This is a genomic window from Streptomyces sp. NPDC087310, assembly GCF_044744405.1.
Taxonomy (GTDB): domain Bacteria; phylum Actinomycetota; class Actinomycetes; order Streptomycetales; family Streptomycetaceae; genus Streptomyces.
The window spans coordinates 1,191,773-1,208,655 of sequence record NZ_JBIUYF010000001.1; the positions used below are offsets into that span (position 1 = coordinate 1,191,773).

Here is a 16,883-nt window from a genome sequence, read left to right on the forward strand (position 1 = left end):
CCGGTCCGACCGCCCGAGTAGCCACTGATGGTTACGTCAGACGCCCGGCCCGGATCCCGTGGGGGGAATCCGCACCGGGGATATGGAAAGCGCCCCGTTCGCCGACCCGTGGGGGGATCGGCGGCGGGGCGCTTTTCGCTCTGTCCGGCGTGGTACGGCGCCGACGCCGCGCGGCAGGCGCGCGGCGTGTGCGGGAGATCCGGTGTCAGCGGCCTTCGACCGGGACGAAGTCGCGCAGGACCTCTCCGGTGTAGATCTGCCGCGGACGGCCGATGCGCGAACCGGGCTCCTTGATCATCTCGTGCCACTGGGCGATCCAGCCGGGAAGCCGGCCGAGCGCGAAGAGCACGGTGAACATCTCGGTCGGGAAGCCCATGGCCCGGTAGATCAGACCCGTGTAGAAGTCCACGTTCGGGTAAAGCTTGCGCTCGACGAAGTACTCGTCGGCCAGCGCGTGCTCCTCCAGCTTGAGCGCGATGTCCAGCAGCTCGTCGGACTTGCCGAGCGCCGAGAGGACATCGTGCGCCGCCGCCTTGATGATCTTCGCCCGGGGGTCGAAGTTCTTGTAGACGCGGTGCCCGAAGCCCATGAGCTTCACGCCGTCTTCCTTGTTCTTCACCTTGCGGATGAAGGTGTCGACATCGCCGCCGGACGCCTGGATGCCTTCGAGCATCTCCAGCACCGACTGGTTGGCGCCACCGTGCAGCGGGCCCCAGAGGGCGCTGATGCCGGCGGAGATCGAGGCGAACATGTTCGCCTGCGAGGAGCCGACCAGTCGCACGGTGGAGGTCGAACAGTTCTGCTCGTGGTCCGCGTGCAGGATGAGCAGCTTGTCGAGCGCGGCGACCACGACGGGGTCGGGCTCGTACTCCTGCGCCGGGACCGAGAAGGTCATCCGCAGGAAGTTCTCGACGTACCCGAGGTCGTTGCGCGGGTAGACGAACGGGTGCCCGATCGACTTCTTGTACGCGTACGCCGCGATGGTCGGCAGCTTGGCGAGCAGGCGGATCGTGGAGAGATGGCGCTGCTTCTCGTCGAACGGGTTGTGACTGTCCTGGTAGAACGTCGACAGCGCGCTGACCACGGAGGACAGCATCGCCATCGGGTGGGCGTCACGCGGGAAACCGTCGTAGAACCGCTTGACGTCCTCGTGCAGCAGCGTGTGCTGGGTGATCTCGTTCTTGAACGAGGCCAGCTCGTCGACCGTCGGCAGCTCGCCGTTGATCAGCAGATACGCCACCTCGACAAAGCTGGAGCGCTCCGCCAACTGCTCGATCGGGTAACCCCGATACCGCAGAATGCCCTGTTCACCGTCGAGATAGGTGATCGCGGACTTGTAGGCGGCGGTGTTGCCGTAGCCGCTGTCCAGGGTCACCAGACCGGTCTGGGACCGAAGCTTCCCGATGTCGAAGCCCGTATCACCGACGGTGCTGTCGATCACCGGGTAGGTGTACTCGCCGTCGCCGTACCGCAGTACTACCGCGTTGTCGCGTTTCTCGCTCACGTCATCCCTCACCGACGTAGTGCCTCTTCTTCGAGGTGCCCTGACTGTCTCTACCATCCCCCATTTGGCTCAGGAGAGTGCACTCGGGGTCGACCATTGGGCCTATTGGCGGCACTCAGTGCCGCCAACCTACTCATCCTGCCCCCTTGGCCCCGGTTTCGAAAGTCCGTGACGCCCGCGTCCGCCGCACGCTCAGCCCCGTACCGTCAGCCGGTGGCCGAGGGCGGTGAAGCGCCTGCCCGCGGAGACCGTACGTACCGCCTGGCCTATGGCCTTGCGCGAGCCGACCAGGACGACCAGCTTCTTGGCCCGGGTCACCGCCGTGTACAGGAGGTTGCGCTGCAGCATCATCCAGGCACCCGTGGTGACCGGAATGACCACGGCCGGATACTCGCTGCCCTGGGAGCGGTGGATCGTCACCGCGTACGCGTGGGCCAGCTCGTCCAGCTCGTCGAAGTCGTACGGCACCTCCTCGTCCTCGTCCGTCAGCACCGTCAGCCGCTGTTCCTCCTGGTTGAGCGAGGTGACCACGCCGACCGTGCCGTTGAAGACCCCGTTCTCGCCCTTCTCGTAGTTGTTGCGGATCTGGGTGACCTTGTCACCGACGCGGAAGACCCGGCCGCCCAGCCGCTTCTCCGGCAGGTCGGGCCTGCCGGGGGTGATGGCCTGCTGGAGCAGTCCGTTCAGCGCGCCCGCGCCGGCCGGACCGCGGTGCATCGGTGCCAGGACCTGGATGTCGCGCCGCGGATCGAGCCCGAACTTCGCGGGAATCCGGCGCGCCGCCACATCGACCGTCACCCGCCCCGCGTCCTCCGTCTCCTCCTCCACGAAGAGGAAGAAGTCGGACAGCCCCTCCGTGAGGGGGTGCACCCCCGAGTTGATCCGGTGGGCGTTGGTGACGACCCCCGACTGCTGGGCCTGCCGGAAGATCCGGGTGAGCCTGACGCTCGGTACGGGGCCGCTCTCGGCGAGCAGATCGCGCAGGACCTCGCCCGCGCCGACCGACGGCAACTGGTCCACGTCCCCGACCAGCAGCAGATGCGCCCCCGGCGCCACCGCCTTGACCAGCTTGTTGGCGAGCAGCAGGTCCAGCATCGACGCCTCGTCGACCACCACCAGATCGGCGTCCAGCGGCCGGTCCCTGTCGTACGCCGCGTCCCCGCCCGGCCGCAGCTCCAGCAGCCGGTGGACCGTGGACGCCTCGGCCCCGGTCAGCTCGGCCAGCCGCTTGGCCGCCCGCCCGGTGGGCGCGGCCAGCACCACCTTGGCCTTCTTCGCCCGCGCCAGCTCCACGATCGAGCGGACCGTGAACGACTTGCCGCAGCCGGGACCGCCGGTCAGGACCGCGACCTTCTCCGTGAGCGCGAGCCGCACCGCCTGCTGCTGCTCGGGCGCCAGCTCCGCTCCCGTACGCCCGGCCAGCCAGGTCAGCGCCTTGTCCCACGCCACGTCCCGGAAGGCCGGCATCCGGTCCTTGTCCGTCCTCAGGAGCCGCAGCAACTGGGCGGACAGGGACAGCTCCGCCCGGTGGAAGGGCACCAGATAGACCGCGTTGATCTGCTCCTCCCCGCCCTCCGGCCCCGGCACCCGCTCCCGTACGACCCCCTCGTCCTCGGCCGCCAGCTCGGCGAGGCATTCGATGACCAGGCCCGTGTCGACCGTCAGCAGCTTCACCGCGTCGGAGATGAGCTGGTCCTCGGGGAGGAAGCAGTGCCCCTGGTCGGTGGATTGCGACAGCGCGTACTGGATGCCCGCCTTGACGCGCTCGGGGCTGTCGTGCGGGATCCCGACGGCCTGGGCGATCCGGTCGGCGGTGAGGAAACCGATCCCCCACACGTCGGCCGCCAGGCGGTACGGCTCGTTCCTGACGACCGAGATCGACGCGTCCGCGTACTTCTTGTAGATGCGGACGGCGATGGAGGTCGAGACGCCCACCCCCTGGAGGAAGACCATGACCTCCTTGATGGCCTTCTGCTCCTCCCAGGCCGCCGCGATCGACTTCGTCCGCTTGGGGCCGAGGCCCGGGACCTCCACGAGCCGCTTGGGCTCCGTCTCGATGATGTCCAGCGTCTCCAGCCCGAAGTGCTCGACGATCCGGTCGGCGAACACGGGGCCGATCCCCTTGATGAGGCCGGAGCCGAGATAGCGGCGGATGCCCTGGATCGTGGCAGGCAGGATCGTCGTGTAGTTCTCGCACATGAACTGCTTGCCGTACTGGGGGTGCGAGGCCCAGCGGCCCTCCATCCGCAGTGACTCGCCGGGCTGGGCGCCGAGCAGCGAACCGACCACGGTGAGGAGATCGCCGCCGCGGCCGGTGTCGACGCGGGCGACCGTGTAGCCGTTCTCCTCGTTCGCGTACGTGATCCGTTCGAGCACGGCTTCGAGCACTGCGGGTTGGGACATGATCCGACGCTACCGCCAGGCTCCGACAGCGTGGCCGCCCTGTGGACAACCGACGCCGTGGCGCACGCCGAAGCGAACCCGCCGGCGCGTCCCCCCGCGCACGGTTCCCGAGCACCGCACGAGCACTACAAGGGGGCCCGGTCCGACGGACCGGGCCCCACGCGCTCCCCCTCCGACAAGGCTTTCAATCCCCCCGGATCAACCCCCCGAAAGCCCTGTTGACGTATACGACTCACGTCACCCCGGAAGGGTTGCACGGTTCCGCAGAGTTATTTTTTCTCCAGCGCGTGCCGCACGTACCGTTCCGCGGTCTCCGTGAGGAGTTCGACGCCGTCCCGCTGCCAGAGGTCGTCGTTGAACAGCTCCACCTCGATCGGGCCCGAGTAGCCCGCCGCGTCGACCCGTTCGCGCCAGGCCCGCAGGTCGACCGCGCCGTCGCCGAGCTGGCCGCGCCCGTTCAGCACGCCGGCCGGGAGCGGTGTCGTCCAGTCGGCGAGCTGGAAGGTGAAGATCCGCTCGGCCGCGCGGGCGACCGCCGCGGGGGCCCGGTCGTCCCACCAGATGTGGTACGTGTCCACGGCCACCCCGACCTGGTCGGCGGGGAACCGTTCCGCCAGGTCGAGCGCCTGGTCGAGGGTGGAGACGACACAGCGGTCGGACGCGAACATCGGGTGCAGCGGCTCGATCGCCAGCCTGACGCCGCGCTCCGCCCCGTACGGCGCGAGCTCGCCCAGGGCGTCCGCGATGCGTTCACGCGCCGCGTGGAGGTCCTTGCCGCCCTCGGGGAGGCCGCCGGAGACCAGCACCAGGGTGTCCGTGCCCAGCGTCGCCGCCTCGTCGATGGCGGCGCGGTTGTCGGCCAGCGCCTCGGCACGCCGTGCCGGGTCGACCGCGGTGAGGAAGCCGCCCCGGCAGAGCGTGGTGACCGCGAGCCCGGCGTCCCGTACGAGCTTGGCCGCGGCCTCGACCCCGTACGCCTGGACGGGCTCGCGCCACAGTCCGACGCCCGGCACCCCGAGGCGTACGCAGGCTTCGGTCAGCTCGGGCAGGGCGAGCTGCTTGACCGTCATCTGGTTGATGCTGAAGCGCGTCAGGTCGCCCTGCGGCTCCGTCGCCGTTCCGTCCATCTGTCCGCCCACCGGTCCGCTCACTGTTCCACTCCGCCCACGTCGAGCAGGGATCTCATCCTGGAAGCGGCGAGCGCGGGATCGGGGAAGAGCCCGATCCCGTCGGCCAGTTCGTACGCCCGCGCGAGGTGCGGCAGCGAACGGGCCGACTGGAGGCCGCCGACCATCGTGAAGTGGTCCTGGTGGCCGGCCAGCCAGGCGAGGAAGACCACGCCGGTCTTGTAGAAGCGGGTCGGTGTCCGGAAAAGGTGGCGGGACAGCTCGACGGTGGGGTCGAGGAGCTCCCGGAAGCCCTTCGTGTCGCCGGTGTCCAGAACCCGTACGGCCGCCGCGGCGAGCGGCCCCAGCGGATCGAAGATGCCGAGCAGAGCGTGGCTGAAACCCTGCTCGTCGCCCGCGATCAGCTCGGGGTAGTTGAAGTCGTCGCCCGTGTAGCAGCGCACGCCCTTCGGCAGTCGGCGGCGCAGCTCGATCTCCCGCTGGGCGTCCAGCAGGGAGATCTTGATGCCGTCGACCTTGTCGGGGTGTTCGGAGATGACCTGGAGGAAGGTCTCGGTGGCCGCGTCGAGATCGGCGCTGCCCCAGTACCCGTCCAGCGCGGGGTCGAACATCGGCCCGAGCCAGTGCAGTACGACCGGTTCCGACGCCTGGCGCAGCAGGTGGGCGTAGAGGTCCAGGTAGTCGTCGGGGGTGGTCGCGGCGGCGGCGAGGGCGCGGGACGCCATCAGGATGGCCTGCGAGCCGGTCTCCTCGACGAGCGTCAACTGCTCCTCGTACGCGGCACGGACCTCGTCCAGGGAATGGGGCCCCGGTGCGAGCTGGTCGGTGCCCACGCCGCAGGCGATCATGCCGCCGGCCGACTTCGCCTCGGCGGCGGAGCGGCGGATCAGCTCGGACGCGCCCGCCCAGTCCAGGCCCATGCCGCGCTGTGCGGTGTCCATGGCCTCGGCGACCCCGAGTCCGTGCGACCAGAGGTGGCGGCGGAAGGCGAGCGTGGCGTCCCAGTCGACGGCTGCGGGCTCGTCGGGGCTGATGTCGGCGTACGGGTCGGCGACGACATGGGCGGCGGAGAAGACCCTGCGGGAGGCGAGGGCGGCCCCGCCCTCGCTGCCGGCCACTACGAAGGCGGCCGGTTCGGAGCGGGGCGTATAGGCGCGCGATCCACCGCCGGGGGAAGGAAGCCGGAGAGTGGTCACAGCGTCAGCTCCGGTACGTCGAAGCGGCGGCCCTCGGCCGAGGAGCGGAGCCCCAGCTCGGCGAGCTGCACACCGCGCGCGCCCGCGAGAAGGTCCCACTGGTAGGGCTCGTCGAGGACGACATGGCGCAGGAACAGCTCCCACTGCGCCTTGAACCCGTTGTCGAACTCGGCGTTGTCGGGCACCTCCTGCCACTGGTCGCGGAAGGACTCGGTGGCGGGGAGGTCCGGGTTCCAGACCGGCTTGGGCGTGGCGCTGCGGTGCTGGACCCGGCAGCGGCGCAGCCCGGCGACGGCCGAGCCGTGGGTACCGTCGACCTGGAACTCGACGAGTTCGTCGCGGTTGACGCGGACGGCCCAGGAGGAGTTGATCTGGGCGACGGCGCCGCTGTCCAGTTCGAAGATGCCGTACGCCGCGTCGTCGGCGGTCGCGGCGTACGGCTTGCCGTGCTCGTCCCAGCGCTGCGGGATGTGGGTGGTGATGTGCGCCTGGACGCTGGCGACGCGCCCGAACAGCTCGTGCAGGACGTACTCCCAGTGGGGGAACATGTCGACGGTGATACCGCCGCCGTCCTCGGCACGGTAGTTCCAGGAGGGGCGCTGCGCGTCCTGCCAGTCGCCTTCGAAGACCCAGTAGCCGAACTCTCCCCTGATGGAGAGGATCTCGCCGAAGAAGCCGCCGTCGATGAGGCGCTTCAGCTTGAGCAGCCCCGGCAGGAAGATCTTGTCCTGGACGACGCCGTGCTTGATCCCGGCGGTGCGGGCGAGCCTGGCCAGTTCCAGGGCGCCTTCGAGATCCGTGGCGGTCGGCTTCTCGGTGTAGATGTGCTTGCCCGCGTCGATCGCCTTCTTGATGGCCTCCACGCGGGCGGAGGTGACCTGGGCGTCGAAGTAGATGTCGATCGTCTCGTCCGCCAGGACGGCGTCGAGATCGGTCGACCACTCCGTGAGGCCGTGCTGTTCGGCGATCTCCTTGAGGGCGTGTTCCCTGCGGCCGATGAGGACGGGCTCGGGCCAGAGCGTCTCGCCGCCCCCGAGGTCGAGTCCGCCCTGTTCGCGGATGGCGAGGATGGAGCGCAGCAGGTGCTGTCGGTACCCCATCCGCCCGGTGACGCCGTTCATGGCGATCCGCACTGTCCTGCGTGTCACGAAGTTCCTCCATAGGGCCGTGGCAGCCGTGGCGAGCGATATGGCCGTATGGCCGTAGCAAGCGCTTTCTATGAGGTAAGAAGCTAGCCTGCGACAGCGGTCCGGACAAGAGCCCGGCCCGATCACCGCCCGAACTCACCCGTACCCCTCGGAGGAAAGCGATGACAGTCACCCTGGCGGATGTGGCGGCCCGCGCCCGGGTGTCACCCGCCACCGTCTCGCGCGTGCTGAACGGCAACTACCCGGTCGCCGCCGCCACCAGGGAGCGGGTGCTGCGGGCGGTGGACGACCTGGACTACGTGCTGAACGGCCCCGCCAGTTCGCTCGCCGCCGCCACCTCCGACCTGGTGGGCATCCTCGTCAACGACATCGCGGACCCGTTCTTCGGGATCATGGCGGGGGCGGCGCAGACCGAGATCGGCGGACAGGAGGGGACCGGGCGCGCGGGCGGCGAGAAGCTGGCCGTCGTCTGCAACACCGGCGGATCCCCCGAGCGCGAACTGACGTATCTGACCCTGCTCCAGCGCCAGCGCGCCGCGGCGGTCGTCCTCACCGGCGGAGCGCTCGAAGATCCCGAACACATCGCGGCGATGGCCACCAAGCTGGCGAAACTCGCGGACGCGGGGACCCGGGTGGTGCTGTGCGGACGGCCGCCCCTGCCGGGCAGCGACTCGGCCGTCGCCTCGCTGGCCTTCGACAACCGGGGCGGCGGACGGCGGCTGACAGAACATCTGCTGGCGCTCGGACACCGCAGGATCGGCTATGTCGCGGGACCGGTGGAACGGACGACGACCAGGCACCGGCTGGAGGGGCACCGGGCGGCGCTGGAGGCCGCGGGGGCCGGCGACGGCGGGGGTGACCGGCAGGATCCGCTGACGGTGCACGGCCCGTACACCCGCAGGTCGGGGTACGAGGCGACGCTGGAGCTGCTGCGGCGGGCGCCGGATCTGACGGCGGTGGTCGCGGCGAACGACACGGTGGCGCTGGGCGCCTGCGCGGCGGTGCGCGAGCGGGGGCTGCGGATCCCGGAGGACATCTCGGTGGCGGGCTTCGACGACCTGCCGTTCTCGGTGGACGCGACCCCGGCGCTGACGACCGTACGGCTGCCGCTGCACGAGGCGGGGGCGCGGGCGGGCCGGCTGGCGATGGGCACGGAGACGCCGCCGCCGGGCGGGATCGCGACGATCGCGGCCGAGCTGATGGCGCGGGCGTCCACGGCGCCGCCGCGGTCGGACTGAGGGGCGTCGGCGGGAGGCGGGTGCCGGACTCGCGAGGACGGGACGGGGCGGGGCGGGCTCGGAGTCGCGGGGCGGGCGGGGTCGATGACCCCGCCCGATCGGGGCTGGTTGGCGAGTGGACGCCAAAGTACCGAGGGGCCTTGCCGGGCATCCGCGACCCCGCATACCGTTGACTCAGTCAAAGGTAGATTCTGGCGAGCGTCCGGAGGTGGATCATGGCCGTGCAGGAAATGCGTGCGTTCAACCGCTTTTACACGAATCTGATCGGCGCGCTGGACTACGGCAAGCATCTCTACACGCCGTACACCCTCACCGAGTCGCGGGTGCTGTACGAGCTGGCCCACGCGCCGCGGACCGACGCGGCCGATCTGCGCGCGGAGTTGTCGCTCGACGCCGGATATCTGAGCCGTCTGCTGACCAAGTTCGAGCGGGACGGCCTGGTCGGCCGCGCGCCCTCCGAGCAGGACGCGCGGCGGCAGCGGATCACCCTCACCTCGCGGGGGCGCGAGGCGGCGACGCTGCTGGACGAGCGGTCGCGGGAGGCCGTGGTCTCGCTGCTCGACCGGGTCGAGCCGGAGCGCCGTCCCGAACTCGCGGACGCGTTGCGGACGGTGCGGGACATCCTCGGTACGGACGGGTCCGCGGCCCGCGGCGGGCGGGGCGCACCCGTCCTGCGCGAGCCGGCACCGGGCGAGCTGGGCTGGATCGTGCAGCGCCACGCCGCGGTGTACGCGGCGGAGTACGGGTTCAACACGGAGTTCGAAGGGCTCGTCGCCCGGATCGTCGCGGACTACGCCCAGGACCACGACCCCCGGCTGGAGCGGGTGTGGATCGCCGAGATGGACGGCATACCGGTGGGCTCGATCATGTGCGTGAGGGACGACGAGCCGGGCGTACGGGGCGACGACGACGGGCCGGTGACCGCCAGACTCCGTCTTCTCCTGGTCGAGCCCGAGGCCCGGGGCCACGGCGTGGGTGAACGCCTGATCGGCGCGGTGGTGGATTTCGCCCGCGAGGCGGGGTATGAGGAGTTGACGCTCTGGACCAATGACACACTCTCCGCCGCCCGCGTTCTCTATCAGCGTGCCGGATTCACCCTCGTGGCCGAGCAACCGCACCACTCGTACGGGGCGGACCTGATAGGCCAGGACTGGCGGCTTCTTCTCAAGGAAGAGGCCGCCGCACGCCAGAAAGGAACACCACAGTGAAGTTCGCTTTCTCCACCCTCGGAGTCCCCGGCCTGCCCATCCCCGAGGTCGTCGCCCTCGCCTCCGCGGCCGGCTACCAGGGGGTCGAGCTGCGCACGCACCCGGAGGAGCCGGTGCACCGGGGCATGGGCCGCCGCGACCGCGCCCTGGTGGTCGAGGAGTTCGAACGGGCCGGCATCGAGATAGTGGGGCTGGCCGGGTACGCCCGGGTGGCCAAGGCGGATGTGGACGAGGACCAGTTGCGCCAGGAGCTGGAGGAACTGCTCTCCCTGGCGCGGGATCTCGGCGCTCCGTTCATCCGCGTCTTCCCCGGCGGCGGCGACCAGCCGGCCGACGAGGCGGACACGCTCGCGGCGCGGCGGCTGGCCGCCGCCGCGGAGACGGCCACGGACTACGGCGTACGCATCCTGCTGGAGACCCATGACTCGCACCGCACGGGCAAGGACGCGGCCCGCGTGCTGGGCCCGGTCGGACATCAGCAGGTGGGGGCCCTCTGGGACGTGATGCACACCTGGCTGGGCGGTGAGTCCCCGATCACCACCCACGGCATCCTCGCCCCGCACCTGGGCTACGTCCAGGTGAAGGACATCGCCTCGGCCGAGGACACCACACCGCTGCCCCTGGGGGCGGGGGTGCTGCCGCTGGGCGAATGCCTGGCCCTGCTGGATGACGACGCCTGGGTCTGCTGGGAGTACGAGAAGCGCTGGTACCCGCAGGCGGCGGACCTCCCCGAGCTGCTGGCGCCGGGGCGGGCGTATCTGGAGGGGCTGATACGCGAGCACCGCTGAGGGAGCGGGAGTCCCGCCCCGTTCACCTGGTCAGCGTCTCCGGCGGGGCGTGGTCGACGTCTCCGGCGGGGCGCCGCTCCCGGGCTCGGCGGCCATCCGTCGGACCGGAGTCGGCAGGGGCGGCGCGGTGACTGGAGGGCTGACAGGAGGACTGACCGGAGGGCTGACCGGAGAGCTCTCCGGGGCGCCCTGGTCGTCGGCCTGCCCCGTCCGGCTCCCGGAGCCGCCCCGCGACAGCGACGCCAGCGCCACTCCCCCGACCAGCAGGGCCGCCGCGCACCAGCGCAACGGGCTGACGGACTCGTGGAGCAGTACGGCCGCCGAGGACATCCCGAAGACGGGTACGAGCAGCGAGAAAGGAGCGACGGACGAGGCCGGGTAGCGGCGCAGCAGACAGCCCCAGGCGCCGAAGCCGAAGACGGTCGTCACCCAGGCCACGTAGAGGACGGTGCCGGCGCCGGACCAGTCCAGCGCGCGCAGCGCGGCCAGGTCCGCGTCCGGGCCCTCGAAGAGCAGGGAGAGCCCGAGCAGCGGCAGTACGGGGACGACGGACACCCACACCATGAAGTTCAGGGCATCCGGCGGGGACGCCTTGCGCGTGAGCACGTTGGAGACGCCCCAGCAGGCCGCGGCGGCGATGACCAGCACGAAGGCGAGCACCGGCCCCGAGGTTCCCTCATCGGCCGCCGCGACCGCGATCCCGGCGAGCGCGATCCCCATCCCCAGCAGCCGCACCCGCCCCGGCCGCTCACCGAGGGCCACCGCGGCGAACAGCAGGGTGAAGACCGCCTGGATCTGGACGACGAGGGACGAGAGGCCGGCCGGCATGCCCCGGTCCATCCCCACGAAGAGCAGCCCGAACTTGGCCACGCCCAGCGCCAGACCGACCCCGATCACCCACTTCCACGCGACCTTCGGCCGGCCCACGAAGAAGACGGCGGGCAGCGCGGCGACCAGGAAGCGCAGGGCGGAGAAGAGCAGCGGCGGGAAGTGGCCGAGGCCGACCTCGATGACGACGAAGTTGACCCCCCAGACGGCGGCCACCAGGACGGCGAGGGCTTTGTGTGCAGTACGCATGCGGAGAGGATCACCGACCCTGACCATGTAGCACCAGCGAACATTTCTTCATGGTTGAATTGAGCGTTGCTTACGATTCCATGACTCTGTGTTCCGTCAGTTCCGTGAGTTCCGTCAGGTCCGTCAGGTCCGTCAGGTCCGTGATTCTGCGAATCCGCTTTCCAAGGGGGCGACCATGCTCGATCTGGCCCGGCTGCGCGCGCTGCACGCCGTCTCCGTGCACGGCTCCGTGGCGGCGGCCGCCGCCGCCCTCGGCTACACGCCCTCGGCCGTGTCGCAGCAGATCACCAAGTTGGAGCGGGAGACCCGTACGACCCTGCTGGAGCGGCGCGGGCGCGGGGTCGCGCTCACGGACGAGGCCCGGCATCTCGCCTCCACCGCCGAGGAATTGCTCGCCCTCGTCGAGCGTGCCGAGACCACGCTGGAGGAGCGCAGGGGGCAGCCGACCGGGCAGCTCGTCGTCGGCGCGTTCGCGTCCTCGGCGCGCGGGCTGCTCCCCGGCGTACTGGCGGAGCTGGCCGCACTCCACCCCGCCCTCGATGTCCGGCTGCGCGAGATCGACCCGCATCTGTCCATCGATCTGGTCGCCCGCGGCGCCCTCGACCTCGCCGTCGCCCACGACTGGGACATCGCCCCGCTGCCCGCCCCCGAGGGCGTGGAGCAGGCGGTCATCGGGGACGACCTGTGCGACGTGCTCGTCCATGTCTCGCACCCGCTGGCGGCCCGCTCCTCCGTCCGCAGGGAGGACCTGGCGGGTGAGCGCTGGATCTGCCAGCCGCCGGGCACCGTCTGCCACGACTGGCTGGTCCGTACGTTGCGCGCGGCCGGCTGCGAGCCGGATCTCGCGCACCAGGCGGAGGAGAACCACACCCAGGTCGCGCTGGTGGCGGCGGGCCTCGGCATCGCCATGATCCCCCGGCTGGGGCGCGGACCGCTGCCCGGGGAGGTACGGGCGGTCGCCCTGGAACCGGCGCCGATACGCCGGCTGTACGCCCTGTGGCGCACCGGCGCGGCCCGGCGCCCGGCCGTCACGGCGGCGGTGGACACCTTGCGCCACCACTGGCCGAAGGTCGCCACAGCCACAGCCACAGTCACGACCGGAGCCACGACCACAGCCGCCACCACGGCCACCACCCCACCCCCGGCCGACGCGGCCGACCGCCTTGGGTGGCAGATCTCTTGACCGGCAGTTACTTTCCGGATAACCGTGAACCCCTGGAAGTTTCCTTCACTTCCCTCGCAGCACACGGCCGGAAGGAGCACCCGTGCACGACCGGACCATCTCCAGACGCGCTCTCCTCACCGCAACCGCCGTAGCGGCGGCTGCCGTTACCACCTCGACCGCCGCCGCTTCCCCCGTCTCCGCCCGGACCCCCGTCGCCCTCCGCGACCGGCTCCGCCGTCTCGTCGCCCGGATGAGCCTGGAGGAGAAGGTCGGCCAGCTTTTCGTCATGCGGGTGTACGGGCACTCCGCCACCGACCCCGATCAGGCCGACGTCAACGCCAACCTGGCCGAGATCGGCGTCCGCGACGCCGCCGAGCTGATCTCCACGTACCACGTCGGCGGGATCATCTACTTCGCCTGGGCGCACAACACCCGCGATCCGCACCAGATCGCCGGGCTCTCCAACGGCATCCAGCGGGCCGGGCTGGCCCAGCGCACCCCCCTGCCCCTCCTGGTCGCCACCGACCAGGAGCACGGCATCGTCGCCCGGGTCGGCAAGCCCGCCACGCTGCTGCCGGGGGCGATGGCGCTCGGCGCGTCCCGTTCGCACCCGGGTGCCCGTGAGGCCGCCCGGATCGCCGGGGCGGAGCTGGCCGCGATGGGCATCAACCAGAACTACGCGCCGGACGCGGACGTCAACGTCAATCCGGCCAACCCGGTCATCGGCGTGCGGTCCTTCGGTGCCGATCCGGGGGCCGTGGCCGGGATGGTCGCCGCCCAGGTGACGGGGTATCAGAGCGCCGGGATCGCCACCGCGGCCAAGCACTTCCCCGGGCACGGAGACACGACCGACGACAGCCACACCTCGCTCCCCACGATCCACCACACGCGCGAACAGTGGACGGAACTGGACGCTCCGCCCTTCCGCGCGGCGATCGCCGCGGGTGTCACCTCGATCATGACCGCGCACATCGTCGTCCCGGCCCTGGACCCGAGCGGGGACCCGGCGACCCTCTCGCACCCCATCGTCACCGGCGTCCTGCGCGAACAACTCGGCTACCGGGGCGTGGTGGTCACGGACGCGCTCGGCATGGAGGGCGTCCGGCAGAAGTACGGCGACGCCCGCGTCCCGGTCCTCGCGCTCAAGGCGGGCGTGGACCAGTTGCTCAACCCGCCGGACCTCAAGCTCGCCTGGAACGCGGTCCTGACGGCGGTCAAGGACGGCGAGCTGACCGTACGGCGCATCGAGGAATCGGTTCTGCGGATCCTCGAACTCAAGGAGCGGCTCGGGCTGTTCCGCGATCCGTATGTCACCGGCCGCGATGTGGACCGTACGGTCGGCACCCGCGCCCATCTCGCCGCCGCCGACCGGATCGCCGACTCGACGACCACCCTGCTGGCCAACGCGCGCGGGCTGCTCCCGCTGAGCCGCCGCCGGGAGCGGAACCTGCTGGTCGTCGGCGCCGATCCGGCCTCGCCCTCCGGGACGACCGGGCCGCCGACCAGCGTCCTCGCCACCGCCCTGAACGAGCTCGGGTTCAGCGCCACCGCCCTGTCCACGGGTACGGCGCCGACCGCCGCCAGGATCGAGGAGGCGGTGACGGCCACGCGGGGCAAGGACGCGGTGGTCGTCGCCACGTACAACGTCTCGGCCACCAGCTCGCAGCGCACGCTGGTCAGCGCGCTGGCCGCGACCGGGGTGCCGGTCGTGACCGTCGCGATCCGCAACCCGTACGACATCGCGCGGCTGTCCGGCGTCGCCGCCTCCCTCGCCACGTACTCCTGGACGGATGTCGAGCTGCGCGCCGCGGCCCGGGTGATCGCGGGGCGGGTCCGGCCCAGGGGGCTGCTGCCCGTTCCCGTACAGCGCGCGGACGATCCGGACCGCGTGCTGTACCCGGTCGGCCACGGCCTGAGCTACTGACCTACGGAACTACTGAGCTACGGAGCTACGGAGCTACGGAGCTACGGAAAAGTGGGGTGGGGAGTCACCGGTCGGCGACTCCCCGCCCCACTTTCAGGAGTTACGGGCGCAGCGCGTGCTCCCGCTGCACCTTCTGCTGGTCGAGCTTGCTGTTGAACGGCGCCAGCGGCTTCGCCTTCGCCGCGTCCGCCTGGACCGCGGCGGGGGCGACGCCCGCCCACTCCAGGATCCTGGCCGTGGCCTTCGTCTGCTGGTCGGGCACGAGACCGGCGACGTTGGCGCCGTGGTTGGCGCCCGGCGCGACGTACACGTAGCTGTCGCGCGCGCCCTTCCCGAGGCGGAAGGGCTCGGCACCCCACGGGTCGTTCTGTCCGTACACGAACAGCATCTGCTGTGCGTGGTGGCGGACCCAACTGTCGACGGCGGGCATCGCCAGCGGGTTGAACCTCATCGGTATGGCGCGCGGTACGAAGTTCCGCGGCGCCTGGTACCCGTACCGGCTCAGCTTGCCCAGGTGCGGCAGCTTGATGGTGGGCGAGCCCAGCTCGGTGCCCGCCTGGTAGTAGTACGGCGTGTACGGCTCAAGGCCCTGGTCCGTGTAGAAGGAGAACCCGGAGATCGAGTCGATGACGTCGTAGATCTCCTGGTCGGAGGCGGTGGCCTCCGGGATGTACGCGCAGTCGGACTCCGCGCTGTACTGCCAGAAGGCCCAGACGAAGTCGAGGACCACGGCTTCGTACGCCTTGTCGAGCGAGCCGACCGTCGTGAAGGTCGCGCCCTCGGCCTGCGCCCACTCCTGGTACCGCTTCTCCAGGGGCGCGCGCCGGACGAGCGCCTCGCGCTGCACGGCGTTGAGGCGGTCGCGGCACTCCTTGGTGCCGACGCGCTCGAAGAACCGGTCGTACGCCGAGTCCTCCTTGTTCACCACGTCGTTGGGCGCGACGTACGCGACGACGCCGTCCATGTCGCGCGGGTAGAAGCGCTCGAAGTACGTGGCGGTCATGCCGCCCTTGGAACCGCCCGTGGCCAGCCACTTCTTGGCGTAGATCTTCTTCAGCGCGGTGAAGATCCGGTGCTGGTCACTGGCCGCCTGCCAGATCGTCAGCTTCGACCAGTCGGCCGGCTGCGGCCGGGACGGGGTGAAGAACCGGTACTCCAGCGAGACCTGGTTGCCGTCGACGATCCGGGTCGGCTCGCTGCGGCTCGGGTTGGTGGAGACGTTGTAGCCGCTGGTGTAGAAGACCGTGGGGCGGCTGGTGTCCTTGTGCAGCAGCGTGAGGCGCTGCTGGAAGGTGCCCTTGGACGGGTTCCGGTGATCGACCGGCTGGGTGTAGTTGAGAACGAAGTAGCGGTACCCCTCGTACGGCTTCTCCTGGATCAGACTCATCCCCGGGATGGCGAGGATTCGGTCCTTGATGTTGGCGGTGTCGGCATTATCGGCGGTGTCGGCGACCGTGCCGTTGTCCGCGGCGGTGGCCGCTCCCACCGTGGCCGCGCTTGCCGTGGTCACGGTGCCTATGACCAGTACGAGCGACAACACCCATCTCAGCGCCTTGCGCATTCACGCTCCCTGTGTTCATGACAGACGCCGTGAATTTAGCCGGATCCGCACCCGACCCGCCAGACCCGCACCCGACCCGCCGGCCCCACACCGGCCGGCCCCGCACCCGACCCGGCCGGCCCCGCACCCCCGGTCAGCAGAGGATCCAGCCCGTGGAGCCCTTCTTCCCGGAGACCACGCCGGAGGCCCGTACGCAGCGGTTCAGCGCGTGCACCGTGACCGGGCCCGCCTGGCGCGTGTAACTCCCCTTGTCCACCACCGGGTTTCCGCCGCGCGGCTGGAGACTGACCGACATGGCGCGCTTCTTGCCCGGCTTCTTGGCGACGGTGATGGCGCAGGCGTAGCCGCGCGCCTTGTAGACGCGCAGTTCACCGGTGGCGAAGGACACGGTCTTCTCCGGCCGCCCCGAGCAGACGGACGCCGCCTCGGCGCCCGGCGCCCCCGGGGCACCCACCACGAGGGCGCCGGTGGCGGTCAGGGTCGCCAGACAGTGCAGCAGGACCCTGTGCGCCCCGCCGCCGTCGAATCCGAACACGCGCCCTCC

Annotated in this window: 13 protein-coding genes; 5 read left to right on the plus strand and 8 right to left on the minus strand. The window is 70.8% G+C overall.

Annotation, left to right across the window (positions count from 1 at the left end; all coding sequences use genetic code 11):
• Positions 1–205: 205 nt before the first annotated feature.
• The 5 genes from ACIO3P_RS04820 to ACIO3P_RS04840 all read right to left on the minus strand — a co-directional run bounded on the left by ACIO3P_RS04820 (position 206) and on the right by ACIO3P_RS04840 (position 7,378).
• Positions 206–1,504 (minus strand): citrate synthase, encoded by a 1,299-nt coding sequence (locus ACIO3P_RS04820; RefSeq protein WP_329826993.1) that lies wholly within the window; start codon positions 1,502–1,504, stop codon positions 206–208.
• A 192-nt stretch (positions 1,505–1,696) separates the two neighbouring features.
• On the minus strand, positions 1,697–3,907 hold the full coding sequence (locus tag ACIO3P_RS04825) for an ATP-dependent RecD-like DNA helicase (protein ID WP_401855050.1): 2,211 nt from the start codon (positions 3,905–3,907) through the stop codon (positions 1,697–1,699).
• Positions 3,908–4,176: 269 nt separating this feature from the next.
• Positions 4,177–5,034, minus strand: a complete 858-nt coding sequence (locus tag ACIO3P_RS04830) for a sugar phosphate isomerase/epimerase family protein (protein ID WP_401855280.1) — start codon at positions 5,032–5,034, stop codon at positions 4,177–4,179.
• A 20-nt stretch (positions 5,035–5,054) separates the two neighbouring features.
• Positions 5,055–6,230: a dihydrodipicolinate synthase family protein gene (locus ACIO3P_RS04835; protein ID WP_329826991.1), complete on the minus strand. Its 1,176-nt coding sequence runs from the start codon at positions 6,228–6,230 to the stop codon at positions 5,055–5,057.
• Positions 6,227–7,378 carry a Gfo/Idh/MocA family oxidoreductase gene (locus tag ACIO3P_RS04840; protein WP_329826990.1) on the minus strand — a complete coding sequence of 384 codons (1,152 nt, stop codon included), beginning with the start codon at positions 7,376–7,378 and terminating at the stop codon, positions 6,227–6,229. The genes ACIO3P_RS04835 and ACIO3P_RS04840 overlap by 4 nt, the downstream gene beginning before the upstream one ends.
• Before the next feature lie 161 nt (positions 7,379–7,539).
• Between ACIO3P_RS04840 and ACIO3P_RS04845 the strand changes: the two genes are divergently transcribed.
• The 3 genes from ACIO3P_RS04845 to ACIO3P_RS04855 all read left to right on the plus strand — a co-directional run bounded on the left by ACIO3P_RS04845 (position 7,540) and on the right by ACIO3P_RS04855 (position 10,612).
• The gene (locus ACIO3P_RS04845) at positions 7,540–8,616 is read left to right on the plus strand and encodes a LacI family DNA-binding transcriptional regulator (protein ID WP_329826989.1); all 1,077 of its coding nucleotides are present in this window, start codon (positions 7,540–7,542) and stop codon (positions 8,614–8,616) included.
• A gap of 215 nt (positions 8,617–8,831) precedes the next feature.
• Positions 8,832–9,824: a helix-turn-helix domain-containing GNAT family N-acetyltransferase gene (locus ACIO3P_RS04850; RefSeq protein WP_329826988.1), complete on the plus strand. Its 993-nt coding sequence runs from the start codon at positions 8,832–8,834 to the stop codon at positions 9,822–9,824.
• Positions 9,821–10,612, plus strand: a complete 792-nt coding sequence (locus tag ACIO3P_RS04855; RefSeq protein ID WP_329826987.1) for a sugar phosphate isomerase/epimerase family protein — start codon at positions 9,821–9,823, stop codon at positions 10,610–10,612. The genes ACIO3P_RS04850 and ACIO3P_RS04855 overlap by 4 nt, the downstream gene beginning before the upstream one ends.
• A 30-nt stretch (positions 10,613–10,642) precedes the next feature.
• On the opposite strand, the gene ACIO3P_RS04860 is transcribed toward ACIO3P_RS04855, so the two are convergent.
• The gene (locus ACIO3P_RS04860) at positions 10,643–11,689 is read right to left on the minus strand and encodes an EamA family transporter (RefSeq protein ID WP_401855054.1); all 1,047 of its coding nucleotides are present in this window, start codon (positions 11,687–11,689) and stop codon (positions 10,643–10,645) included.
• A 175-nt stretch (positions 11,690–11,864) separates the two neighbouring features.
• Here ACIO3P_RS04860 and ACIO3P_RS04865 point away from each other — a divergent pair, with 175 nt between their 5' ends.
• Together ACIO3P_RS04865 and ACIO3P_RS04870 are read left to right on the plus strand one after the other, a co-directional pair.
• On the plus strand, positions 11,865–12,872 hold the full coding sequence (locus ACIO3P_RS04865; RefSeq protein ID WP_401855057.1) for a LysR family transcriptional regulator: 1,008 nt from the start codon (positions 11,865–11,867) through the stop codon (positions 12,870–12,872).
• Positions 12,873–12,954: 82 nt separating this feature from the next.
• Positions 12,955–14,778 (plus strand): glycoside hydrolase family 3 protein, encoded by a 1,824-nt coding sequence (locus tag ACIO3P_RS04870; RefSeq protein ID WP_401855058.1) that lies wholly within the window; start codon positions 12,955–12,957, stop codon positions 14,776–14,778.
• 100 nt (positions 14,779–14,878) lie between these two features.
• Here ACIO3P_RS04870 and ACIO3P_RS04875 read toward each other — a convergent pair whose 3' ends face one another.
• Positions 14,879–16,339: a S28 family serine protease gene (locus tag ACIO3P_RS04875; RefSeq protein ID WP_401855061.1), complete on the minus strand. Its 1,461-nt coding sequence runs from the start codon at positions 16,337–16,339 to the stop codon at positions 14,879–14,881.
• A 133-nt stretch (positions 16,340–16,472) separates the two neighbouring features.
• The gene (locus ACIO3P_RS04880; RefSeq protein WP_401794246.1) at positions 16,473–16,874 is read right to left on the minus strand and encodes a hypothetical protein; all 402 of its coding nucleotides are present in this window, start codon (positions 16,872–16,874) and stop codon (positions 16,473–16,475) included.
• Positions 16,875–16,883 lie beyond the last annotated feature (9 nt).

Bases quoted from the DNA above. Each gene is read 5' to 3' on its own strand.
- ACIO3P_RS04825 (WP_401855050.1), bottom strand. From the start codon at position 3,907: ATGTCCCAACCCGCAGTGCTCGAAGCCGTGCTCGAACGGATCACGTAC.
- ACIO3P_RS04860 (WP_401855054.1), bottom strand. From the start codon at position 11,689: ATGCGTACTGCACACAAAGCCCTCGCCGTCCTGGTGGCCGCCGTCTGG.
- ACIO3P_RS04850 (WP_329826988.1), top strand. From the start codon at position 8,832: ATGGCCGTGCAGGAAATGCGTGCGTTCAACCGCTTTTACACGAATCTG.
- ACIO3P_RS04845 (WP_329826989.1), top strand. From the start codon at position 7,540: ATGACAGTCACCCTGGCGGATGTGGCGGCCCGCGCCCGGGTGTCACCC.
- ACIO3P_RS04865 (WP_401855057.1), top strand. From the start codon at position 11,865: ATGCTCGATCTGGCCCGGCTGCGCGCGCTGCACGCCGTCTCCGTGCAC.
- ACIO3P_RS04830 (WP_401855280.1), bottom strand. From the start codon at position 5,034: ATGGACGGAACGGCGACGGAGCCGCAGGGCGACCTGACGCGCTTCAGC.
- ACIO3P_RS04875 (WP_401855061.1), bottom strand. From the start codon at position 16,339: ATGCGCAAGGCGCTGAGATGGGTGTTGTCGCTCGTACTGGTCATAGGC.